The sequence below is a fragment of the [Clostridium] scindens ATCC 35704 genome, from assembly GCF_004295125.1.
GTDB classification, from domain to species: Bacteria; Bacillota; Clostridia; order Lachnospirales; family Lachnospiraceae; genus Clostridium_AP; species Clostridium_AP scindens.
Genome location: NZ_CP036170.1, coordinates 1,704,814 through 1,726,555, shown reverse-complemented (window position 1 = coordinate 1,726,555; position 21,742 = coordinate 1,704,814). Strand labels below are relative to the sequence as shown.

Genomic DNA, 21,742 nt, shown 5'->3' with positions numbered 1-21,742 from the left:
CATGGACTCTGACGGTAGTCCAAGAAGGCAAAGAGCAGCACATGGGGATTCGGAGTTTCCGTGTCGCTCATGTGATTGCCCTTGCCTCTACTAAAATTCAAGGAGGTAAGACCAATGAACAAGAAAGAAAACCGCATGGCTGTTCGTCAGATTGTCGAAAAGACAGTCATTCGTGACGAACAGAACCGCCGCATTCAATTTGCGGCAACCAATCCCATTAAGGAGGTTTTGAAAAACCTTCATACCACACTTCGGGGATTAGATACAGAAGCAGTACCCGTAAGCCGTACCAAATATGGTACCAATAAGGTAACACATGAAAAAAAGAAGTCCTTGGCAAAACGGCTGACCAGTGCGTTTATCAACCCTTTTACAGCCATCCTGTTTTGCCTGGCACTGGTATCAACCATTACAGATATGATTCTACCTTATTTTTCTCTGTTTGGCAGTGCGCCAGAGGATTTTGACTGTCTGACGGTAGTTATCATTTTAACGATGGTATTCATTTCGGGTACGCTTCGGTTTGTTCAGGAATCCAGAAGTGGAAATGCAGCAGAGAAGTTGTTAGCCATGATTACGACCACTTGCACCGTTACTCGTAGGAACCAGGAAAAAATAGAAATTCCTATGGATGATTTGGTGGTTGGAGATATTGTACATCTGTCTGCCGGAGACATGGTTCCGGCGGATGTTCGTATCTTGGATGCGAAAGATTTGTTTGTCAGTCAGGCAAGTCTTACTGGTGAGAGTGAACCCATTGAAAAAACACGCAGTGTGAGCGCACAGAAAGAGAGCGTGACCGATTACACAAACATTGCTTTTATGGGGAGTAATGTAATTTCCGGCAGCGCAACAGCTGTTGTTGTTTGTGTTGGCGATCATACTCTGTTTGGCTCCATGGCATCCGCAGTTGCCAAAGAAGCGGTTGAAACAAGCTTTACCAAGGGTGTCAACGCCGTTTCTTGGGTGCTGATTCGCTTTATGCTTGTTATGGTTCCGCTGGTGTTCTTCGTTAACGGCATCACCAAGGGCGACTGGTTGGAGGCCTTCTTATTCGGCATTTCTATTGCTGTCGGTTTGACACCGGAAATGCTGCCGATGATTGTAACAACCTGTCTTGCGAAAGGTGCTGTTTCCATGAGCAAAAAGCAGACAATCGTTAAAAACCTCAATTCCATTCAGAACTTCGGTGCTATTGATATTCTCTGCACCGACAAGACTGGCACGCTGACCCAGGATAAGGTTGTGCTGGAATACCACCTGAATGTAAATGGCGAGGACGATACGCGAGTACTGCGTCACGCTTATCTCAATAGTTACTTCCAGACTGGCTATAAAAACCTGATGGATTTGGCAATTATCCATAAGACGGAGGAAGAAGAAGCCGCAGATTCGCGTCTCATTGACCTGTCCGAAAACTATGTAAAGGTAGACGAGATTCCTTTTGACTTCACACGTCGCCGTCTGACTACTGTGGTACAGGATAAAAAGGGCAAGACCCAAATGGTAACAAAAGGTGCTGTGGAAGAAATGCTCTCTATTTGTGCGTTTGCAGAGTGTGATGGAGGAGTGCAGCCTCTGACTGATGACGTCCGTTGCCGGATTCTGGAGACAGTGGATGATCTTAACGACAAGGGATTTCGCGTTCTGGCGATTGCACAGAAAAGCAATCCGTCCCCAGTTGGCGCATTTGGTGTCAAAGATGAGTGTGACATGGTGCTGATTGGATATCTGGCATTCCTAGATCCTCCAAAAGAATCTACTGCGGATGCTATTAAGGCTTTGAAAGACCACGGTGTTACCACCAAGATTTTGACTGGTGATAACGACAAAGTGACTCGTACCATCTGTAAGCAGGTGGGGCTGAAGGTTCGCAATATGCTTCTCGGTTCTGATTTGGAACACATGAGCGATGTAGAACTTGCAAGAGCGGCAGAGTCTACAGATGTATTTGCAAAGCTGACCCCCGATCAGAAAGCCCGTGTGGTTTCTGTTCTCCGTGAAAACGGTCATACGGTCGGTTTCATGGGTGACGGTATCAACGACGCCGCAGCTATGAAAGTTGCCGACATTGGCATTTCGGTGGATACCGCCGTGGATGTGGCAAAGGAATCTGCCGACATCATTTTGCTGGAAAAAGACCTGATGGTTTTGGAGCAGGGCATCATTGAGGGACGTAAAACTTATGCCAACATGATCAAGTATATTAAAATGACCGCATCATCCAACTTCGGCAATATGTTCTCGGTGCTGGCGGCTTCTGCGCTGCTGCCGTTCCTGCCGATGATGAGCGTGCACCTGATCTTCCTGAACCTGATCTACGACCTGTCCTGCACGGCAATTCCTTGGGACAATGTGGATGAGGAGTTCATTTCCAAACCACGTAAATGGGATGCTTCCAGTGTTGGAAGTTTTATGATCTGGATTGGTCCAACCAGCTCCATCTTCGATTTTACAACCTATATTTTCATGTACTTTGTATTCTGCCCGTTGTTCGTATCGAACGGTGTGTTGTTCAATGATTTGCCCGCCCATTTCAGCGGTGCAGAGCTGGCAAAACTTCAGGCCCAGTATATTGGGATGTTCCAAGCCGGATGGTTCGTGGAATCTATGTGGAGCCAGACGTTGGTCATTCACATGATTCGTACTCCGAAGCTGCCTTTCATTCAGAGTCGTGCGTCCGCTCCGTTGACTTTGCTCACAATGACAGGAATTACGGTTCTGACCATTATTCCGTTTACTGTGTTTGGAACTATGCTGGGATTTGTTGCATTGCCTGCAACATACTTTGCTTATCTGATTCCATGTATTCTGCTGTATATGATTCTGGCAACAAGTTTGAAAAAAGCCTATGTCCGTCATTTCGGCGAACTGCTCTAAGGAGGTGCAATGATGAACTGGAAAGAACTTTGGATGACCCTTTTCGGAACTACCGAATGGCTTGGTCTTAATATCGGCTTTTGGGTGGCTATGGCAGTTGTGTTACTGATTGTCATTGTAATGAATGTAGTGTTTTGGACTATGAAACCAAAAGCAGACGCAAAAGAATCTGATATTGTCAACTAATATTGACAATACCACCGCACGAAAGATTTTGCCATATCCGCCCCACATGCCGGATATGGCAAATCTTTTACTTCTTGGATAGAATAAGCAGGAATTGCCAGATAGCCTCCCTGTAAAAGGGGATAAGATGTCCCTGATTAAACTTCCTTGTCGTGATATTTGCCGGGAATATATTCTGGCAGATCATTTTCGGGCAAAGAAAAGGAAGGCAGCATCTGCCTTCCATCTATTGCTTCAAAGAGTATACCCACATCGCTTTGATCTGGTCCGCGATGTCTTTAAATATCCAGGACGCCTCACTGTTCTTCTTGCTGAAGGGATCATTTACCTTGACAACGCCATTCTCATATCCGGTCAATACGATAAAATGTCCATTCTGGGTAAAGTCCCCAGGTCCTACGCTGCAGATAATCGGATGCCCTGCTGCCAATTCCGCGCTTACCTGCGCTTCCGTAAGAACGCCCTCATAGGAGGACAGGTTCCAGTTGCCCCCTGCCTCTCGCATAAACGCCCAATAGGTATTATTATCTTCATCTACATAATGATTCTCTGTTCCGTATGCCGCTACTTTTGCAGGGGTTATGGACGGATCCTTATTAAGCCCTGCCGCTACCATAGCCATACAGGTTGGCCCGCATCCGCTTACCGCCACGATGCTGGTACCGTAGGAAGCATAGCCCCAGCGCTCGTCCCATTGCAGCAATTGCGGGATCTGTCCCTCCACGTAACTCTCTCCGATATTATCGGCCGCCGGAACATCCTTTTTCGCCTCATAGTCCTCCACGAAATCCACAGTCTCTTTATTTTTTCCCAGCAGTCCGACTACGCTGTCCGGATAACCTTTTTGCTTCGCTGTAATTTCCACCCTCTTAAGCCTCTGCTTTGGCGTCTCTACCTTTACCTTGGCATTCTCCTTCTTCCCCTTTGAGGATTTCTGCTGCTCTGTCTTGACAGCTGCTTTTGCCTCTGCCTTGTGCCTTGTCTCCTGTATATGGCAGCTGACTGCCGCGCAGACGACCGCCACAATTAAAACCAGCACGATCAGCAGTTGGCGCCGAACCTGCTGCCTCCTTCTGGACTGTCTTGTCCTCTTCTTTTGTGCCATTTATATGCTCATCCTCTCATGTTCTAACTAGGTTATCTATAATAAATATACAATTATTCATTTTATGGTATAGTAGTTATTATACAATAATGAAATTCTAGTATCAACTTAAGGAATTCTTAAATCACTTATTTTCCATATATTTCCTTTCCCAACAGTGCTTTAACTGGTTTATGATAGTAACAGGAGGTAGATTCTATGTATGATATTAAAAAAATAATTAAAACAGCATTTGTCCAGGAGGCAGACAGAACATTAAAAGAGTTGAAAGAGGAAGACGCCCTTCGCCTCTCCGCAGAGGATAAAGACGCAATGCGTACCAAGCTTCAGAAGATGATTGATGATTCAGAACGGAAATAGTAAAATTACTGCTTTTCATCTGCCAGTTTCCATGCTATAATCTCGGTATGGGGTATTAGCGCAGTTGGGAGCGCGCCACACTGGCAGTGTGGAGGTCACGGGTTCAAGTCCCGTATACTCCATTTTTTTATTTCCTATTTCCAAGCCGGTCGAATCTCGACGAGTTCAATAAACTTTTGTCATATTTGACCTATCAAGGTTTCCGGTACTTGCAGTACGCCTTGCTGCTGTGCTTGGAAAATGATGAATACCTTAGATTGATCTGCAATTCTTTCCTGAAGGATAACCCGTCACACGGGTATCCTTCACTTCAACTTAAAGTCCCTGCCAAATTCAAAATTAATAAACCGGCCGCTTTCTGCACATACTATAGCGAGGTGATTATATGGCATCCTATGTATCCCCGGCAATCCGGGACAAATTCGAATCACTGTCTATTAATCTTAAAAACTGTATCCTGGAACGGGATGTAAGGCTGGAATCCATCCACGACTTAATTCACGTTCTGGAAGATATCGTGGCAGAGGGAGAGGCAGAATAGGCAAGGAGGATTACGCATGAAAGAGATAGTTGAAGCACCTATTCCAACGATTTCAGACAAGCAGAAGGATAAGGAATCCAATGACGAACGTCTGAATCCTACAAAGGCAGTGGAACCGCTGCCAGAATCCCAGCGGCCAAGGAAAGACGGCCCGGGAGGAGAATAAGGGGGAATGCCAGCCATGGGATATTTCATGGCTGGTATTTTTTTAACATTCTTTGCAATTAACTCTTGATATTTGTTTCCAAAAATGATATTATTTATTTCGTTCACAGCGTGAAACGTTCACAATCAGATAAGTTATTACGGGGTGTGGCTCAGTTTGGCTAGAGCGCCTGGTTTGGGACCAGGAGGTCGCAAGTTCGAATCCTGTCACCCCGATATGCGGGTGTAGTTCAATGGTAGAACACCAGCCTTCCAAGCTGGATACGTGGGTTCGATTCCCATCACCCGCTTTTTTCATGCCCGATTCTAAGTATTCTGTTTTCGTAATCACTTTCCTGTGATATAATTTTCCAATATACTGATAAATGAATATGTAAGGGAGGCCTGTTTTATGAAAATCGTATTCCTAGATGTAAAGACAATCGGCGAAGACATCGACTTGTCCGGCTATGACCAGTTAGGCGAGGTGGTGAAGTATCCTTTCACTACTTCCGAAGAAGTCCCTGGGCGGGTCGAAGATGCCGACGTAATGATTGTAAATAAGATACAGGTAAATGAATCGACTATTGGGAAGGCCCGGAACCTGAAGTTGGTCTGCGTGACTGCCACGGGAACTAATAATCTGGATAAGGACTATTTAAAAAGCCGCAATATCGCATGGAGGAATGTTGCCGGATATTCAACAGAATCCGTCGCGCAGCACACCTTTGCAATGCTGCTTTTCCTTCTTGAGAAACTTCGGTACTATGATGATTATGTAAAAGAAGGCCGCTATACCAATGATACGATCTTTACGCACTTTGAAGAACGGTTTTATGAGTTGCATGGCAAGACCTTTGGGATCATCGGGCTTGGCAATATCGGCAGGCGGGTAGCCTCTATTGCGGAGGCCTTTGGACTAAATGTTATCTACGCCTCTCCTTCCGGCAGCGCCCCTCAGGATGGCTACCATCAGGTAGACATGGATACTTTGCTTGCCTCTTCCGATATTATCTCCGTACACGCGCCGCTCAATGCGCAAACGGAAAATCTGATTGATGCCCGGGCATTTCAGAAGATGAAGAAAACCTGCATCTTTCTGAACCTTGGCCGGGGTCCTATCGTTGTCGAGCAGGATCTTGCTGCCGCCCTGGAGCAAGGCGAGATTGCCGCCGCAGGCTTAGATGTGCTTTGTACGGAGCCAATGAGTCCGGACAATCCTCTGCTTCGCATTACAGACAGCAGAAAGCTTTTCATCACTCCCCACGTGGGCTGGGCAAGCGTGGAGTCCAGAACCAGGCTTATGGGCATCATCCTGGGGCAGGTAAAGGAATTCTTCCAACTGTAGCAGACATATATAATAAAGAAAAGAGGCAATGCTGCCATTGCCTCTTATAATTTGAACTTACGGCTCTTCACCTTCTCAGAGATCTCTTTTAACTCCTCCTCAGACAATTCCGGGTATGATCTTTTCAGTGCCAGCAAAACTGCCCCCAGAAGAATATAGAAATCCCCCAGATTGGCTGTCAGCCTGGCAAGAAATTGATTTTTGCTCCTGATTCCGATATAATCAATGACTTTCCCTCTTGACAGCCGGTCAAACAGATTGCTTGCAGCGCCTGCCCCCAGAATAGCCATGCCCAGTTTCTCGGTGAAATGTCCTTTTCTGACAAATGTCCACGCGCCGCACGCAAGCACGCCTGCCCCCGCCAGGATGGATACCGTCTTGATCAGCACAGGATGGCTTTCCAGGGAATTCAGCAGGAACCCTTTGTTATACACCTTGCGTATGACGACTTTTCCCCCAAGCACTTTTTTTTCTTCTCCGGACTTGATATTTTCTTCTACATGCTGCTTTAGGAGTACATCCAATCCCAGCAGTACCGTAAATGTGCCGGCCGCTATTAACGAAAGCATCTATATATCCTCTTTGATTCTTACAATCTCTTCTTCCTGCCTCTCAATCTCTTCCTCTCTCTTCTCAATGTTGTCGCAGAGGTCGATATAATCAGTATCCGGTATCTCCCCTTTTTGGAATTTATCATACACCATGCGTCCCAGATCCATGAGATCCCTGTCATTTGCACGCTTCAAAGAACGGATCTCACCTTTGATCTTCTGGATTTCAATCGTATCTTCCGTCTTCTTTCCCAGATCGCTTGCTACATCTGAGATTCGTTTCCCTAATTCTTCAAAAAAATCTGCCATCTTTTCTTCTCCTTTTATCCTTTGATATAATCATTTATATTCTCCGCAGCGTATCAAGGGCACGGTACAAGTCCAGCGTTCCATATCCCCATTCCTTGTTCGGATATTCCATCAACGGCCTCTGGTTCACGCCCAGCAGTATGATGCTTCTTATCTGGCTGGAGTTCACGCCGCGCGCTCCCGGCTCATTCTGCAGCCATTCCGTCAGAAGCGCCACTGCTCCTGCCGTGATGCCGGCAGATACGCTTGAGCCGCTTTTGGTAACAAACTGTCCGTTTAATCCCGCACCTGTAACCATCACCCCAGGCGCTGCAAAATCAGGCTTGACTAATCCATCTCTAGTATAACCCCTCCCTGAATTAATATCAACTCCATTATCCCGTCCGTTATAATAGGCGACCGTCATTGCTGATCTGCTGGTTCCTGGTTCCGTAAGCGTCGTGTCGGGATTGGATTCCAGAAAATAGACTTCGCCGGACAGGAACTCCTGGATCGGAAGCCAGATATGAAAATCCCCCTCAGCGATCTGAACAGGCTCCACATTGATCTGCCAAATGCCTGGCACTGGATTCTGAAACCGCAGAAATATCAGTTGGGAATCGTTATTTTCCAAAAGAAGGCGGTATTCAACCGATACCTCCGTCTTCTCAAAGGAAAATCTTAGATTATACCGGTCTCCCTGCCTTATGGATATCTGCCTTGTCCGTTCCCCGGAGGGCGAAGTGATGGAAATCGTCACTACATTGGGAAGCATCGTCCATAATTCAGAAACAAAGCCTTCCACGCCTTCTCCTACGCGAATCTCCGCGCTAGTCTCTTCATTAATTCCATCCAGCATATGGTAAAAATGATGCCGCTTGGCCGCCTCATTTCCAGTGCCGATTACTACGCTGCGGTTTAATATATAGGAATAGGCATCCAGCATGCCAGACAGCAGAGACGTCCCATTGTGCCCGCCGAAGTTGGTTCCAAGGGCAATGCACATGACAAGAGGCAAATTCCTTTCCCGCGCCAGATCGTTTAAGTACTTCAGTCCAAGCATGATATCGTTCTCCTGAAAACAGACCGCATCGCTGCGTATGGCATAAAAATCCTTCAAGTAACTCTTTGCAGGCTTTAATTTTACAACGGCAATCGTGGATTCAGGTGCGGCTCCAAGAAAACGGTTTGGAACGTCCGCGCTTCCCGCCGCCACGCTTGCAAGGAAGGTCCCATGTCCATTCATATCCATGCTGGGCACGATATCCAGCGGATTCTCGGAGCGGAGGGCCTCATTGATCCTATCCTCCGTGTATTCGCTCCCATAATCAAGACCTCCCGGAGGCGTTCCATCCTGAATCGTCTGATCCCATATCCCTGCGATTCTTGTTGATCCGTCAATATTTGTAAATACCGGGTTCCTATAGTCAATACCTGTATCTATAAAACCTATCATCACGTTTCTCCCCATCAGCTGAAGCGTCGGATAGTTCTGAACCGCGCTGATTCCTGCTATGTTCAAAGTCTCCATGTCCAGCAGCGCATAGCAGTTCGGAATAGAATTGTACCAGTATTCCCGGATCGTAAGTGGAGGAAGTATGCTGTTATCGATATAAACCGCGCGATAGCCGAAGTCCATCTCTTGGTGGCAGGACCGCTCCGCAGGCACCAGTTTCAAGTCATCCATCCTGAAATTCGGGATCAGGAAATCCCAGTAATCCTCTGACAAAATCTTATCCCGGCATGTTTCTCCATCCATAAAAATACCCCATATACTTTTTAATAAGTATATGAGGCAATCTATTCCATATGTCAGTTTATTTGGCTTCCCCGCGAAGGATAGCCGCTTCTTCGTAGTAACTGGATACTTCCTGTTCCTTCGGGATGGGCAAATCCGGGCCTTTCTTGAATACGATCTTCAGCAATATCGGCGTAATGATCGTTGTAACTACCACCATGATAATGACCGGCCCTAAAAAGGCCGTACCAAGCAGTCCCAGAGAGGCTCCCTTGCTTGCCACGATCAGAGCCACCTCTCCACGGGAGACCATTCCCACACCAATCCGCTTATACTGGTAAGGCTTGTACCCGCACGCCTTAGCCCCCAGCCCGCAGCCGATGATCTTCGTAATTACTGCCACGATGATCAGAAGAAGGGAGAATATGACGATGGTAAGCGACATCTTGGGCAATACTACCTTCAGTCCTATGCTGGCGAAAAACACGGGAGAAAGCAGCATATAGGACAGCGTATCAAACTTTGTCTCCACGAATACGGATCTCTGGGTATTGGATATGATCAGGCCGGCAAAAAACGCGCCGGTAATATCCGCTACGCCAAAGAACTCTTCCGCCGTATATGCCATCAGAAGGCAGAACACGAAAGCAATGATGACATGCCTGTGGAGATTCTTTGGAGCCGATTCGGTCCATTCCTTGTATACCTTGTAAAATATAAAGCCCACAACTGCAGAAAAGACAAAGAATCCCACAATCTTCAGCAGCACGACCCATAACTTCACGGAGGAATCTGCCAGGCTCGTAACGATCGTTAGCGCTATGATTCCAAGGATATCATCAATGATCGCCGCTCCAAGAATCGCATTTCCGGATCGCGTCTTTAATTTCCCCAATTCTTTCAACGTTTCAACCGTAATACTTACGGAAGTAGCCGTCAGCACGATGCCAATAAAGATATTCTGGAGGAATATGCTTCCGCCGGCATCCGATGCGATCATGCCCGGCCTGTTGAAGAAATATGCCAGGGCAAATCCGCCGGCAAGCGGCACCAGCACGCCACAGAGCGCAATGATAAAGGATGCCTTTCCACTGGCCTTCAGTTCCTTAATATCTGTCTCCAGGCCGGCACAGAACATCAGGACGATTACCCCCAATTCCGCTACTGCCTTGATAAAGTTTGTCTCCGTCAATACGCCGCACATGGCCGGTCCTAAGATAAGTCCGGCCATAAGCGCCCCCACGACTTGAGGCATCTGTACCTTTCTTGTTGCTAATCCCAATAATTTTGTACACAGCAATATAATTGCCAAATCCAATAGATAATTATAATCACTCATTACTGTATCCTTGCCACGTCCTGACCCCTCAGCATGATAAGAGGTCCTCCCGTCCCTTCTATGTATTCTCTCGTTATGGTCACCTGGCCAATGCTGTCATCTTTCGGTATCTCATACATAATATCCAGCATGAACTCTTCTATAATCGCCCGAAGCGCCCTCGCCCCGGTGTCTTTCTTCATTGCCTTCTTGGCGATCGCCTCCAGCGCGCCGTCGTCAAAGAGAAGATTCACTTCATCCAGCGCCAGAAGTTTCTGATACTGCTTCAAAATTGCGTTCTTAGGCTCTTTGAGTATCTTGATCAGCATGTGCTCATTCATGCCCTGAAGCGTAAATACGATTGGCAGACGCCCCAAAAACTCCGGAATCATTCCGAAATTGCGAAGGTCCTCCGTCGTCACTTTCTCAAGTATCGTCTTGTCATGGTCATATTTATCCTTAAGATCCGCCCCGAATCCGATGGAAGACTGTTTGGTCAGACGTTCCTTGATAATACCTTCCAGATCCGGAAACGCGCCTCCGCAGATGAACAGGATATTCTTCGTATTCACCGTCGTAAGCGGCACCATAGCATTCTTGCTGTTGGCGCCTACCGGTACCTCTACGTCGCTTCCTTCCAGCAGTTTGAGCATTCCCTGCTGTACGGACTCACCGCTTACATCCCGCTGGCTGGAGTTCTTCTTCTTGGCAATCTTGTCAATCTCATCAATAAAGATGATTCCCTGTTCTGCTTTCTCTATATCATTTTCAGCTGCTGCCAAGAGTTTGGATACGACGCTTTCTATATCATCTCCAATATAGCCTGCCTCCGTTAGAGATGTGGCATCCGTAATAGCAAGAGGCACATCCAGAAGCCTTGCCAGCGTCTTGACCAGATAGGTCTTGCCGGAACCGGTAGGCCCGATCATCAGCATATTGGACTTCTCAATCTCTATATCATCCATCGTATCCGTAGCAACCCGCTTGTAATGATTATAGACCGCAACGGACATAGCCTTCTTGGCATATTCCTGTCCCACTACATAGTCATCCAGCTTTGCCTTGATCTTGTGTGGAGCAGGGATGTCCTTGATATTAATCAAAGGCTTTTTCTCCTCCCCTTCTTTTTTCTTCTTAATTTTCTGCTGCTTGGGGATGTTCTGCTCCATGTCAGCCATATTCAGTATCTGCACCCCCGGCATATTCATCAGCTGGCTGTAGTCGATCTGCCCATTGCTCATGGCATCGAAGCTCTTCTGCATACAGTCGCTGCACACGCAGATATTATTTGGCAGCTCTATCATCTTGCCTGCAACGCTCTCCGGACGCCTGCATATGAAGCATACCTTCTCATATTCATCGTCATCCTTCTTCGTATCTTCTACTTCTACCTGCGTATCTTCTACTTTCTCAACTTCATTCTCGTTCTTATTGTCCTGATCAGACATCTTCTTCCCTTCTTTCTACTTGCCCCGGCCTTCTTCCACCATCTTAAGGAAGGTCTCTTCCGATATAATGGGGATGCCAAGATCGTTTGCTTTCTTATTCTTGGACGATGTGCTTGTCACATCATTGTTAATCAGATAATTGGTCTTGGAAGTAACCGAGCCTGTCACCTTGCCTCCCAGGCTTTCGATCAATTCCTTTACTTCATTGCGGTTCGCAAAATGCTCCACGCTGCCTGTAATTACGAAGTTGACCCCATTAAATATCTGGGCAGCGCTGTCTGCTTCCTCCTTTGGAATTATGAGTTCCGCAAGAAGATTGCGCAGTCTTTTCCTGTGGACATTGTCGGAAAAATAATCCACGAACGCGGTCGCGATTACTTCCCCAATGCCGGATATGGCGTTCAACTCTTCTACCGTAGCCTTGAGCATTGCCTCCAGATCATATTGGAATTCTTTGCATATCATCTTGGCATTGGCAAGCCCGATGTTCGCGATTCCCAGACCGTAGATTACCCTTGGAAGGGTGGTGGTCCTGGCTTTCTCAATGCTGTCTATCAGATTCTGGTATGACTTTTCGCCAAAGCCTTCCATGGTCTGAATCTCTTCCCGGTAGCGGTCCAGATGGAAAATATCCGCATACTCTCTAATATACCCCATTGAAATGAATTTTTCCAGTGTTGCTTCAGATAATCCTTCAATATTTAACGCATCCCGGCTGACGAACAGGGCAAAGGACTTAACATGCTTTGCCTGGCAGTCCGGATTGATGCAGTATAATGCCTTGGCGTTGCTGACCTGGCGGACTTCCGTCCGCCCCCGGCAGACCGGGCAGTTCTTTGGAATATCCTTAACGCCGCTTCTGGTCAGGTTCCTGGCAATCTGGGGAATGATCATATTTGCTTTATATACTTCAATGGTATCGCCTACGCCTAGTTCCAGTTCTTCCATAATGCTGATATTGTGGACGCTGGCACGGCTTACGGTGGTTCCTTCTAATTCAACAGGCTCAAATATAGCGACGGGATTAATAAGCCCTGTCCTTGACGGGCTCCATTCGATCTCCAAAAGTCTTGTCTCTCTTAACTCGTCCGCCCACTTAAAAGCGAAGGAATCCCTTGGAAACTTGGATGTCCTGCCCAGTGACTGCCCATACGCTATATCATCATATACTAGCACAAGTCCATCAGATGGGAAATCATTCTGGGCGATTTTTTCTGAAAATTTAAGAACTTCAGCCTCCACCGTATCTCGGGTTACTTCCTGAAACTCTACCACCTCAAATCCCTGCTCTATCAGCCAGTTCATCTGCCTGGCCCTGGAATTGTAAAAGTCCACCCCTTCTGCTTCCACAAGAGAAAAAGCGTAAAACTTTACATTACGCTTTGCCGTTATCTCGTTATTGAGCTGCCGGACGGAGCCGCTGCACAGATTCCTTGGATTCTTGTACCTGGCATCCACATCCTCGATTTCCTCATTAATCTTTTCAAAGTCTTTATATCCGATGACTGCCTCGCCTCTTAAGATTAATTGGCCCTGGTAGGCAATCTGCAGAGGAATATTCTTAAATACCCTGGCATTGTTGGTGACCACTTCGCCTACCTCTCCATTTCCCCTGGTAACCGCTTTAAAAAGCCTGCCCTCCCGATAAGTCAGGACGATGGTCAGCCCATCCATCTTCCAGGACATCAGCGCCTTCTGATCTCCAACGAATCTTTTCAGCTCTTCTACGTCCTTTGTCTTATCCAGGGACAGCATGGGCCTTTCATGCCGCTCTTTTGGCAGTTCGCTTAATACCTCGTAGCCGACATTCGCTGTCGGGCTGTTGGACAGGGTGAGCCCAAGTTCTTCTTCCAACTTCAGAAGTTCATCGTACAGCCGGTCATACTCATAATTGCTCATGATCTCTTCGGCATTCTGATAGTAGGCGCGTCCTGCCTTATTAAGAAGTTCTACTAATTCCTGCATTCTGGCTTTCTTTGACTTGTTCATATAATTCCTTTAACTCCTGCTCTGTCAATTTTCGATAGGCGCCTGGCTTCAGGCTGCCCAGTTCTATATTCATAATCCTTACTCTTACCAGTCTTTCCACCTTGTATCCGAGGGCCTCGCACATCCTTCTTATCTGGCGGTTCAGCCCCTGGGTCAGCGTTATCGAGAAGGTATATTTTCCAAGTTTTTCCGCCTTGCATGGCCGTGTGGCCACATCAAGCCGCTTCTCCTTATCTACGATCCTGATGCCTTCTTTCATCTTGCTGATGAAATCTTGCGTCACAGGCTTATTCACCGTCACCTTGTATTCCTTCTCATGGCCATGCCGGGCGCGCATCATCCCGTTGATCAAGTCCCCGTCATTGGTCATAATCAGCAGTCCTTCCGAATCTTTATCCAGCCGTCCTGCATAAGTGACGCGGATCGGATACTTCAGATACCGGATAATATTCTTCTTTTCCCGGACATCTTCCGTACAAACAATCCCGGCGGGCTTATTCACCGCCAGGACAATCTTTTCCGTATTGCTTCTTATTACTTTTTTTCCGACTTTTACTTCCTGGCCATCCGCAACCTTCATGCCCGGAACAGCCCTTTGTCCATCCACGCTCACCTGTCCGCTCTCGATCAGCCGGTCGGCCTCTCTTCTGGAACAGACGCCAGCGTCGCTTAGATATTTATTCAGTCTCACCATTTTGCAATACTCCACTTATACTGTTATCTTCTACAAAAGTATTTCCATTATACAGAAACAGCACGCTTGATATCTTATTTTCCTTCATGACTTCCTTGATATCGCCATAATAGTAGCGGGGATCCAGGACAATAATCTCCCTGTAATATGGCGTCAGGAATGGGATCAGGCAGTTAGCATAAGAATCCTTGATCACCAGCAGCCGGTCCGTGGTGTCCGCCGTAGTCCTGATATCTATCATGGAATAATTGCCGCCCAGGAATAACGCGTACTTATCCTTTTCCTTCAGTTTCGATCGGTCGTACAATGTGGCGGTCTTTTTCTTTTCGTCTACATAGCTGACCACCACCTGCGCCGCCTCTTTTTCTTTCTCAGGAACATAGATATAGATAGGCTCCTCGTATCCTGTCTCATATCCGCTGGTGGCTGACAGAGTTCCGTTAAACGCATTGGTCACTGCGTATGCTTTCAGTTTCGGGCTTTTGCTTGTATCCAGCTTCATCGTTTTGGCCAATTCCTCATATGCATAGTATGCCCCAAGCGTGGTCCAGTGATGATCCGTATGATAATAGATCTCTTCTTTCTTATGGGCTTTCAGAGCCTTGCCTGCGTCCACCCAGGTGATCTTATCTCCTAATGTCTTTTTGATCGCATCAAATGTAGCTTCCTGATTCTCCGTTACCGCAAAGTTCGGCAGCCTCTCTGAAAGAATATTGGCGGCATTGGGAACCAGCATCATATACATGGGAATATCTTTATACTCTTTTTCAAATTCCCGGATAGCCTTCAGATTCTGCTTCATCTGCTCCTGATTAGGCTTGGCGATATCTTCCAGAAGATAATTATTATCTCCCTTAAACACGCCGTTAGACTCCCGTCTTCCGGCTATCAGATCCACCCGCGTCTTAAACGCCACCCAAAAGTTCCTTCCGGCAAACTGATCCGACTTATAGGATTCATATTGCTTCATATATCTCCCGCTCTCGATTCCTGACCAGGATAGTTTTGGCTTCTGCTCCAGCATGCGGTTCTCCTTCTCGGAGAATTCCTTATCCCTTACAAGCACGTTCACCAGGCAGAATAACATCAAAAAAACGATGAACAGTAACGCCATGGCCTTCCTATTATACAGTTTTCCCTTCTTGCGCTGTCTCGTCTGTTTCATTGCGTCTCCTAAAATCTAAAATACAGGAATGGGTTGTAAGTCTCTGTCACCAGATATGCCACACACAGCAAAAACATCATGCCATATAGGATGCATCCCACAGCCATTCTTCCTTGTCCTTTGCGTTCAAGCAGTCTTTCGTACGTCCGGTGCACCAAAGGGGTAGAGCCAAGTATCAGGACTACCCACAGAATTGCATTCGTAAAGAATAGATATAGGCCTTCCCTGTCGATAAAGCCATGGGCGCCTGCCCCGAACATTACTTTCAGGTACCCGAATGCATTTCCAAGGCCGGGGCTGAAGAAGAATACCCAGCCGATCATCACCAGCAGCAGGCTGTAGATATGGCGCAATAATCCTGGCAGTTTCTCAAGGAATCTCCCAAGAAAATACTTCTCCATGATCAGAAGGATTCCATAATACAGTCCCCACGCCACAAAGTTCCAGGCCGCCCCATGCCATAGCCCGGTGAGGAACCAGACAACCAGCAGATTGCGGATATGCTTCGCCGTGCTTACCCGGTTTCCCCCCAGAGGTATGTATAGATATTCTTTGAACCAGGTGCTCAGGGAAATGTGCCATCTGCGCCAGAATTCCGTAATGCTTCTGGAAATGTACGGATAATCAAAGTTCTTCAGAAATTCGAACCCGAACATTTTGCCAAGTCCGATTGCCATATCCGAATAGCCGCTGAAGTCGAAGTATATCTGGAAGGTATACGCAGCGCACCCAAGCCACGCGCTGAGTACGGACATCTTCCCCGGATCCAGGGAAGTAACCTCCGTAAATACCATGCCAATGGTATTGGCCAGCAGCACCTTCTTTGCCAGCCCCCGGATAAAGAACATGGCGCCGTCTCCGAATTTGCGAAAGGACTCTTGTCTGGAATGCAGCTGCTTCTCAATATCCGAGTATCTTACGATCGGGCCTGCGATCAGCTGTGGGAACATGGTCACATACAGGGCAAAATCCATAAAATTCTTCTGCGCCTTCACATTCTGGCGATATACATCTATAATATAGGAAAGGATCTGGAAGGTATAGAAAGAGATCCCGATCGGCAGCGCTAATTCCCTGTACGGAATATCCACCGGCAGCACGCGGTTCAGACTGTCCAGCAGGAAGCCTTCGTATTTGAAGAACCCCAGAATTCCAAGGTTCACGATCAGGTTGAAGATCAGGCTTCCCCGGGCCGCGCGCCGGTTCTTAAGATTCCTTGCAATGTCAAGTCCGCTGATATAGTTAAATATAATGGAAAATATCATCAGGAATATATATACCGGCTCTCCCCAGGCATAGAAAACAAGACTGCAAAGAAGAAGCAACGCATTCTTCAGCCGTCTTGGTACAAGATAATATAGGATTAAAATCACTGGTAAAAATGTAAATAAAAATACGATACTACTGAATAACATGCCGTCCTAACCCTTCTTCTACATACTCTTCTTAAAAGCCTTATAGATGCTGTCCGCATCTTCCGAAACAGCCATTAAAAGATAATAGCCTCTGCTATCCAGTACCGCCGAATTAATCAGTTTTGTCTGCTTCGCCCCATAGCCCTCGAAACTTGTCTTCTGGGTGTCCAGGCGCTTTCTTGCGGCTTCTTCCACGGCCTCGGCCTGGGACTTGTCCTTTAACTTGACCACCAGAATCTCATTCACGCTCATGACATCATCCGGAATATACAGCATGACCCCGTCATAATCGCTGGCATTCAGCCCATAATACTTCTTAAGATCCTGGGTCGTCCCCTTCTTCATTCCCTCCGTCTTGACGACAGCCAGGATATTCTTACTTATCGTCTTGACCGGCACCTCATTACCGCCCTCCCGGGACAGGAGTAATACGATATAGACGATAAATACGATGACCATTCCATATTTTAATATGTTAAGCAAATCTATCTTCCGCTTCTTCATCACAAATCTGCGACCTCCGCCATATGGTTCACCCATTCTGTATAGTAATCCGGCTGCATATGGATTCCATCTTCCGTATAATATTCTTCCTTTACCAGGCTTCCGTTGTCAATGAACGTCACATCCTCTTTTTCGCACAGCGCCTCCAGTTTCTTATTATACTCGCCGATGTTGCCATACCATTCATTCTCATCGATCACGGACTGCCTCACAGGAAGTATGCTGTTAACGTATATCCTGGTATCTGGCAATGATTCCTTAAGCCTCTCAAGCACCGCCTTATATGCCTTGGCAAATGCCTTGGCATTGCCCCTGGCTGCCTTGATATCATTCATCCCGTACGCCAGGAACAGCACTTGGGGCTTTAATTCTTCCGCTTTGGCAAGATGTTCCTCGATCTTATTATCCGCCGCCTCGCTTACCCCGGTTCCCCGGTCGGCCTGTACATATGCCGCATCCAGAACTCCGAATTCAGACAGCCCCTGCGTGACGGAATCCCCCATTACAAGCGCATTGACAAACTTCTCGCTTGCCGGACGACTAGCCCACTCCTCGTCTGCCTGCCGCTCCGCTTCCTCCAGTTTCCGGATCTTCTTATCTACCTTCGCCACATCCGTCTGCTCCATCTGCTTTAACTTCTGGAGTCCTTTCTGCGTATCTGCCTTTGGATTGAGAACCTTTACTACGACAACGATGATTCCTATGATCAGAAGGATGACGGCTACCGTCACCGCGATACGCAGCACTGCATCTTTTTCTTCATTTTCTTTTACTTTTCTTTTGTCTATATCTCCCACGGCTGCTGCCTTCTCCCTATTTGCACATATAGGAATATTGTACTGTTTTTCCCTATAAAAGTCAAACCTATGCTATACTATTAATCAGAGTTAGAAAAGGAGTTTTCATATGGACTTTATTACATTATCAGCAAAAACTTGTATGGCCCACCTTCTCCTGAAGGAAACCTTTGACCAGTTTTCCTTTATCGAAGGAGAGATCACCACATTCAATAAATTTACCCTGGACGGCTTCCTGCAGAAGGATTTCTTCGATGACGCCCCGAAGCGCTCGCACTCCTACTGGAAGGAGGTTCGCGAACTTTGCTTTGCCATCATACGAGGCAGGCGCACCCCGCTAAACTTCAAGATCGTCCTGTCGCTGGCCCCGGAAAACTTTGCCGCTTTCCTGGAGAAGCACCAGATTGGCGCCTGCCGGGCCGAGGACATCCAGGGCTTATACTTGAACTTCCACTATGACGGGACAACGCTGCAATGCATCACCGGCACCTCCATGCACACCTTTACCATGGATAAGACGCTGGAGCGGGAATGGGATGCTTATGTGGGGAAAATGCTGGGGAACTGGCGGGAATTATAGGAAAGGTTAGGAGTGATGTTATGAATATTGGATTTATTTTAATGGGTATTTCGTGTCTGCTGTTTTTGTTATTAGCTTTATTATTCGCGATTTTGAAGGGCAAGGCCGCGATATTGATCAGCGGCTTTAATACGATTCCCAAATATCAAAGAGAACTGTATGACCAGGACAGGATGAGCAGGGATCAGAGAAATGCCTTTTTAATCTGGGCGGGCATTATGGGCATTGGCGCTATCCTTTCGTATTTTATTTCGCAGTATATGGCAGTGATCGCATTTATTGTATGGCTGATCGTGTTTTTTAAGGATGTACATCTGGATGAAGAAAAAGCATTTGGCAAATACAAAAAGTAAAATGAAATGTAAGAGTCTGAGACAGGGGCTTATTAAAGCCGACTGTCTCAGACTCTTATCGTTTGGCAAAATAGCCGGAGGCCGTAATTCTATTCTCCTTACTTCGTCAGAAGCATCATGATCTCATTGCTCCTCTTTACGAATGCCGTCATCTCTTCCGGGCTTAATGGTTTGTGTGCCAGCATCGCCAGATCATAGAGCTGCTTGCAGATGATGCTGGTATTCTCGCTGTCTTTGTGCTCTACCACGTACTGCACCAGCGGATGGTTGGCATTCAGGATCAGGGTGCTCTCTCCGCCCATATTCATTCCGTCCATGCCATACATCTTCATCATTTCCTGCATTCGGCGGTTCTGCTCTGACAGGGTGATCATGGCTGCCGTATTGTCATCCTTGAGTTTCTCTATCTTTACATCCAGCTTGTCATTTTCCAATTCTTTGCGGAAAATTTCAATCAGGCTGTCAGAGGTCTTCTTAAATTCTTCCTTCTCCTCTTCCGCCACTTCTTCCTTGATGGTATCCGTCACGTCAGCGTCGATTCTCTGGAACCGGATGGCCGGGTTACGCTGCTCCAGCTGCGTAATAAATGGGGAATCAATGTTATGTCCCAGTATTACCGCATCCTGTCCCTGACTCTTGAACATGTTGATGTACTGGCTTTGCTGTACTTCATCCGTTACATAGTAGATCGTCGTCTTAATCTCTTCTACTTTGTTCTCATCGCTGCCATCAGCACTCTCTTCTTCCTTCTTGTCATTTGGCTCCACTACTTCTCCGCCGTTTTCCTCGATACAGTCTTTCAGCGTCAGATATTTGTGGCCGATATTCTTAAAGAGGATGGCATCCTTCATCTTATCGCAGAATTTCTCGTCTTTGAGGCATCCGAATTTGATGAACGGGCTGATGCTGTCCCAGTATTTCTCATAATCCTCTCTCTTTGTCTTACACATTCCGGACAGTTTATCCGCTACTTTCTTGGAGATATAGTCCGCAATCTTATTGACAAATCCATCATTCTGCAGCGCGCTTCTGGATACGTTCAGCGGAAGGTCCGGGCAGTCGATGACTCCCTTTAATACCATCAGGAATTCTGGTATGACTTCCTTGATATTATCGGCGATGAATACCTGATTGTTATACAGCTTGATGGTTCCTTCTATAGAATCATATTCGGTGTTGATTCTTGGGAAGTATAAGATTCCCTTTAAGTTAAATGGATAGTCCATATTCAGGTGGATCCAGAACAGAGGCTCTTTATAGTCCAGGAATACCTTGCGGTAGAATTCCAGATAGTCCTCATCCGAGCATTCATTCGGATGCTTTGTCCACAAAGGCTGAATGTCGCTTAAGGATACCGGACGCTTCTGGATCTTCACCTTTTCCTTAGCCGGCTCTACTTCCACCATTTCCTTTTCGCCGTCTTCATTTTCCTTTTCTTCCATCTTGGCATCTTCGTGAATATGCTCGATGACTACATCATCTTCTTTTAAATCCGCCTCATCGATGGTCTCATACTCCGGTTCCGCATGTTCCTTGGAAAGGAAGATCTCAACCGGCATGAAGGAACAGTATTTCTCGATGACTTCTCTTACACGGTATTCATTGGCAAATTCCAGGCTGTCTTCATTCAGGTACAGCGTCATGGTAGATCCTACCTCTGCCTTGGCGCCATCTTCCATCTCATATTCCGTACCGCCGTTGCTTACCCAATGAACCGGGGTGGCGCCTTCCTTATAAGAAAGCGTGTCAATATGCACTTCATCCGCTACCATGAAGGCTGAATAGAATCCCAATCCGAAATGGCCGATCATATCATCTTCCGTCGTCTTGTCCTTATACTTTTCCAGGAACTCTGTAGCGCCGGAGAATGCGATCTGGGTAATATATTCCTCTACCTCGTCAGCCGTCATTCCGATGCCATTGTCTGTGAACTTCAGCGTCTTTTCTTCTGGATTTACCTCAATCTTGATGCTGGGCTTATAGCCATCCGGAAGCTGGTATTCACCCATCATATCCAGTTTCTTAAGCTTCGTAATCGCGTCGCAGCCATTGGATACCATTTCGCGCACGAAAATATCATGGTCTGAGTACACCCATTTCTTTATAATTGGAAATATGTTTTCACTGCTGATAGATAAACTGCCTTTTTTTGCTGCCATCTTTATCACTCCTAATTCATTGTAATTTTTTTGCGGCTATCTCCCGCTTGATTATCTATCAGTTATGATAATACGAAGAAATTCAAAAGTCAATAGAAAATTAGCACTCTTTGAAAAAGAGTGCTAACAATTCCCTTGAATATATAATTTTTATATTAAAAGTTCTTTTGAAAATATGA

General features: G+C 46.6%; 21 protein-coding genes and 3 tRNA genes. 11 read left to right on the top strand and 13 right to left on the bottom strand.

Features of this window, described 5'->3' with window-relative positions:
* The first annotated feature begins 114 nt into the window (after positions 1–114).
* Entirely contained in the window at positions 115–2,880 is a 2,766-nt protein-coding gene (mgtA, locus tag HDCHBGLK_RS08865; protein WP_004608385.1) for a magnesium-translocating P-type ATPase, read from the top strand.
* Between the two features lie 9 nt (positions 2,881–2,889).
* Positions 2,890–3,066, top strand: coding sequence for a hypothetical protein (locus HDCHBGLK_RS08860; protein WP_004608386.1), 177 nt, complete (start codon positions 2,890–2,892; stop codon positions 3,064–3,066).
* 226 nt (positions 3,067–3,292) lie between these two features.
* On the opposite strand, the gene HDCHBGLK_RS08855 is transcribed toward HDCHBGLK_RS08860, so the two are convergent.
* Positions 3,293–4,171 (bottom strand): C39 family peptidase, encoded by an 879-nt coding sequence (locus HDCHBGLK_RS08855; protein ID WP_004608388.1) that lies wholly within the window; start codon positions 4,169–4,171, stop codon positions 3,293–3,295.
* A 198-nt stretch (positions 4,172–4,369) separates the two neighbouring features.
* Here HDCHBGLK_RS08855 and HDCHBGLK_RS18975 point away from each other — a divergent pair, with 198 nt between their 5' ends.
* From HDCHBGLK_RS18975 to HDCHBGLK_RS08835, 7 genes are all read left to right on the top strand, one after another.
* Positions 4,370–4,531 carry a hypothetical protein gene (locus tag HDCHBGLK_RS18975; protein ID WP_004608389.1) on the top strand — a complete coding sequence of 54 codons (162 nt, stop codon included), beginning with the start codon at positions 4,370–4,372 and terminating at the stop codon, positions 4,529–4,531.
* Between the two features lie 49 nt (positions 4,532–4,580).
* Positions 4,581–4,653 (top strand) — tRNA-Ala (locus tag HDCHBGLK_RS08850).
* Between the two features lie 263 nt (positions 4,654–4,916).
* Positions 4,917–5,072, top strand: coding sequence for a hypothetical protein (locus tag HDCHBGLK_RS18970; RefSeq protein ID WP_004608390.1), 156 nt, complete (start codon positions 4,917–4,919; stop codon positions 5,070–5,072).
* Positions 5,073–5,088: 16 nt separating this feature from the next.
* A complete protein-coding gene (locus tag HDCHBGLK_RS18965; RefSeq protein ID WP_004608391.1) occupies positions 5,089–5,238 on the top strand; it encodes a hypothetical protein in 150 nt (49 codons plus the stop codon).
* A gap of 140 nt (positions 5,239–5,378) precedes the next feature.
* Positions 5,379–5,453: transfer RNA gene (locus tag HDCHBGLK_RS08845), tRNA-Pro, on the top strand.
* A gap of 3 nt (positions 5,454–5,456) precedes the next feature.
* Positions 5,457–5,527, top strand: a tRNA-Gly gene (locus tag HDCHBGLK_RS08840).
* A 101-nt stretch (positions 5,528–5,628) separates the two neighbouring features.
* Positions 5,629–6,564 (top strand): D-2-hydroxyacid dehydrogenase, encoded by a 936-nt coding sequence (locus tag HDCHBGLK_RS08835; protein WP_004608392.1) that lies wholly within the window; start codon positions 5,629–5,631, stop codon positions 6,562–6,564.
* 44 nt (positions 6,565–6,608) lie between these two features.
* Here HDCHBGLK_RS08835 and HDCHBGLK_RS08830 read toward each other — a convergent pair whose 3' ends face one another.
* Genes HDCHBGLK_RS08830 through HDCHBGLK_RS08780 form a run of 11 tightly spaced genes read right to left on the bottom strand, consistent with a single transcriptional unit; the run spans position 6,609 to position 18,471 of the window.
* Entirely contained in the window at positions 6,609–7,133 is a 525-nt protein-coding gene (locus HDCHBGLK_RS08830) for a signal peptidase II (RefSeq protein WP_004608393.1), read from the bottom strand.
* Positions 7,134–7,424 carry a hypothetical protein gene (locus HDCHBGLK_RS08825; protein WP_004608394.1) on the bottom strand — a complete coding sequence of 97 codons (291 nt, stop codon included), beginning with the start codon at positions 7,422–7,424 and terminating at the stop codon, positions 7,134–7,136. It abuts the gene before it with no gap.
* Between the two features lie 34 nt (positions 7,425–7,458).
* Positions 7,459–9,162, bottom strand: a complete 1,704-nt coding sequence (locus HDCHBGLK_RS08820; RefSeq protein ID WP_004608395.1) for a S8 family peptidase — start codon at positions 9,160–9,162, stop codon at positions 7,459–7,461.
* Between the two features lie 58 nt (positions 9,163–9,220).
* On the bottom strand, positions 9,221–10,480 hold the full coding sequence (locus HDCHBGLK_RS08815; RefSeq protein WP_004608396.1) for a cation:proton antiporter: 1,260 nt from the start codon (positions 10,478–10,480) through the stop codon (positions 9,221–9,223).
* The gene (gene clpX / locus HDCHBGLK_RS08810; RefSeq protein WP_004608397.1) at positions 10,480–11,907 is read right to left on the bottom strand and encodes an ATP-dependent Clp protease ATP-binding subunit ClpX; all 1,428 of its coding nucleotides are present in this window, start codon (positions 11,905–11,907) and stop codon (positions 10,480–10,482) included. Before clpX ends, HDCHBGLK_RS08815 begins: the two co-directional genes overlap by 1 nt.
* A gap of 15 nt (positions 11,908–11,922) precedes the next feature.
* Positions 11,923–13,896, bottom strand: coding sequence for an NAD-dependent DNA ligase LigA (gene ligA, locus HDCHBGLK_RS08805; protein ID WP_039910054.1), 1,974 nt, complete (start codon positions 13,894–13,896; stop codon positions 11,923–11,925).
* The gene (locus HDCHBGLK_RS08800) at positions 13,847–14,590 is read right to left on the bottom strand and encodes a pseudouridine synthase (RefSeq protein WP_004608399.1); all 744 of its coding nucleotides are present in this window, start codon (positions 14,588–14,590) and stop codon (positions 13,847–13,849) included. The genes ligA and HDCHBGLK_RS08800 overlap by 50 nt, the downstream gene beginning before the upstream one ends.
* Positions 14,574–15,755: a DHHW family protein gene (locus HDCHBGLK_RS08795; RefSeq protein ID WP_004608400.1), complete on the bottom strand. Its 1,182-nt coding sequence runs from the start codon at positions 15,753–15,755 to the stop codon at positions 14,574–14,576. Before HDCHBGLK_RS08795 ends, HDCHBGLK_RS08800 begins: the two co-directional genes overlap by 17 nt.
* 8 nt (positions 15,756–15,763) lie before the next feature.
* The gene (locus HDCHBGLK_RS08790; protein ID WP_004608401.1) at positions 15,764–17,170 is read right to left on the bottom strand and encodes an MBOAT family O-acyltransferase; all 1,407 of its coding nucleotides are present in this window, start codon (positions 17,168–17,170) and stop codon (positions 15,764–15,766) included.
* 18 nt (positions 17,171–17,188) lie between these two features.
* Entirely contained in the window at positions 17,189–17,674 is a 486-nt protein-coding gene (locus HDCHBGLK_RS08785; protein WP_004608402.1) for a DUF4358 domain-containing protein, read from the bottom strand.
* A complete protein-coding gene (locus HDCHBGLK_RS08780; RefSeq protein ID WP_004608403.1) occupies positions 17,674–18,471 on the bottom strand; it encodes a GDSL-type esterase/lipase family protein in 798 nt (265 codons plus the stop codon). The genes HDCHBGLK_RS08785 and HDCHBGLK_RS08780 overlap by 1 nt, the downstream gene beginning before the upstream one ends.
* A 109-nt stretch (positions 18,472–18,580) precedes the next feature.
* On the opposite strand from HDCHBGLK_RS08780, the gene HDCHBGLK_RS08775 reads away from it, so the two are divergent.
* Positions 18,581–19,051 carry a DUF5721 family protein gene (locus HDCHBGLK_RS08775; RefSeq protein WP_009249541.1) on the top strand — a complete coding sequence of 157 codons (471 nt, stop codon included), beginning with the start codon at positions 18,581–18,583 and terminating at the stop codon, positions 19,049–19,051.
* A 20-nt stretch (positions 19,052–19,071) separates the two neighbouring features.
* A complete protein-coding gene (locus tag HDCHBGLK_RS08770) occupies positions 19,072–19,404 on the top strand; it encodes a DUF3784 domain-containing protein (protein WP_004608405.1) in 333 nt (110 codons plus the stop codon).
* Positions 19,405–19,502: 98 nt separating this feature from the next.
* On the opposite strand, the gene htpG is transcribed toward HDCHBGLK_RS08770, so the two are convergent.
* A complete protein-coding gene (gene htpG / locus HDCHBGLK_RS08765) occupies positions 19,503–21,563 on the bottom strand; it encodes a molecular chaperone HtpG (protein WP_004608406.1) in 2,061 nt (686 codons plus the stop codon).
* Positions 21,564–21,742 lie beyond the last annotated feature (179 nt).

Bases quoted from the DNA above. Each gene is read 5' to 3' on its own strand.
- mgtA (WP_004608385.1), top strand. From the start codon at position 115: ATGAACAAGAAAGAAAACCGCATGGCTGTTCGTCAGATTGTCGAAAAG.
- HDCHBGLK_RS08860 (WP_004608386.1), top strand. From the start codon at position 2,890: ATGATGAACTGGAAAGAACTTTGGATGACCCTTTTCGGAACTACCGAA.
- HDCHBGLK_RS08855 (WP_004608388.1), bottom strand. From the start codon at position 4,171: ATGGCACAAAAGAAGAGGACAAGACAGTCCAGAAGGAGGCAGCAGGTT.
- HDCHBGLK_RS18975 (WP_004608389.1), top strand. From the start codon at position 4,370: ATGTATGATATTAAAAAAATAATTAAAACAGCATTTGTCCAGGAGGCA.
- HDCHBGLK_RS18970 (WP_004608390.1), top strand. From the start codon at position 4,917: ATGGCATCCTATGTATCCCCGGCAATCCGGGACAAATTCGAATCACTG.
- HDCHBGLK_RS18965 (WP_004608391.1), top strand. From the start codon at position 5,089: ATGAAAGAGATAGTTGAAGCACCTATTCCAACGATTTCAGACAAGCAG.
- HDCHBGLK_RS08835 (WP_004608392.1), top strand. From the start codon at position 5,629: ATGAAAATCGTATTCCTAGATGTAAAGACAATCGGCGAAGACATCGAC.
- HDCHBGLK_RS08830 (WP_004608393.1), bottom strand. From the start codon at position 7,133: ATGCTTTCGTTAATAGCGGCCGGCACATTTACGGTACTGCTGGGATTG.
- HDCHBGLK_RS08825 (WP_004608394.1), bottom strand. From the start codon at position 7,424: ATGGCAGATTTTTTTGAAGAATTAGGGAAACGAATCTCAGATGTAGCA.
- HDCHBGLK_RS08820 (WP_004608395.1), bottom strand. From the start codon at position 9,162: ATGGATGGAGAAACATGCCGGGATAAGATTTTGTCAGAGGATTACTGG.
- HDCHBGLK_RS08815 (WP_004608396.1), bottom strand. From the start codon at position 10,480: ATGAGTGATTATAATTATCTATTGGATTTGGCAATTATATTGCTGTGT.
- clpX (WP_004608397.1), bottom strand. From the start codon at position 11,907: ATGTCTGATCAGGACAATAAGAACGAGAATGAAGTTGAGAAAGTAGAA.
- ligA (WP_039910054.1), bottom strand. From the start codon at position 13,896: ATGAACAAGTCAAAGAAAGCCAGAATGCAGGAATTAGTAGAACTTCTT.
- HDCHBGLK_RS08800 (WP_004608399.1), bottom strand. From the start codon at position 14,590: ATGGTGAGACTGAATAAATATCTAAGCGACGCTGGCGTCTGTTCCAGA.
- HDCHBGLK_RS08795 (WP_004608400.1), bottom strand. From the start codon at position 15,755: ATGAAACAGACGAGACAGCGCAAGAAGGGAAAACTGTATAATAGGAAG.
- HDCHBGLK_RS08790 (WP_004608401.1), bottom strand. From the start codon at position 17,170: ATGTTATTCAGTAGTATCGTATTTTTATTTACATTTTTACCAGTGATT.
- HDCHBGLK_RS08785 (WP_004608402.1), bottom strand. From the start codon at position 17,674: ATGAAGAAGCGGAAGATAGATTTGCTTAACATATTAAAATATGGAATG.
- HDCHBGLK_RS08775 (WP_009249541.1), top strand. From the start codon at position 18,581: ATGGACTTTATTACATTATCAGCAAAAACTTGTATGGCCCACCTTCTC.
- HDCHBGLK_RS08770 (WP_004608405.1), top strand. From the start codon at position 19,072: ATGAATATTGGATTTATTTTAATGGGTATTTCGTGTCTGCTGTTTTTG.
- htpG (WP_004608406.1), bottom strand. From the start codon at position 21,563: ATGGCAGCAAAAAAAGGCAGTTTATCTATCAGCAGTGAAAACATATTT.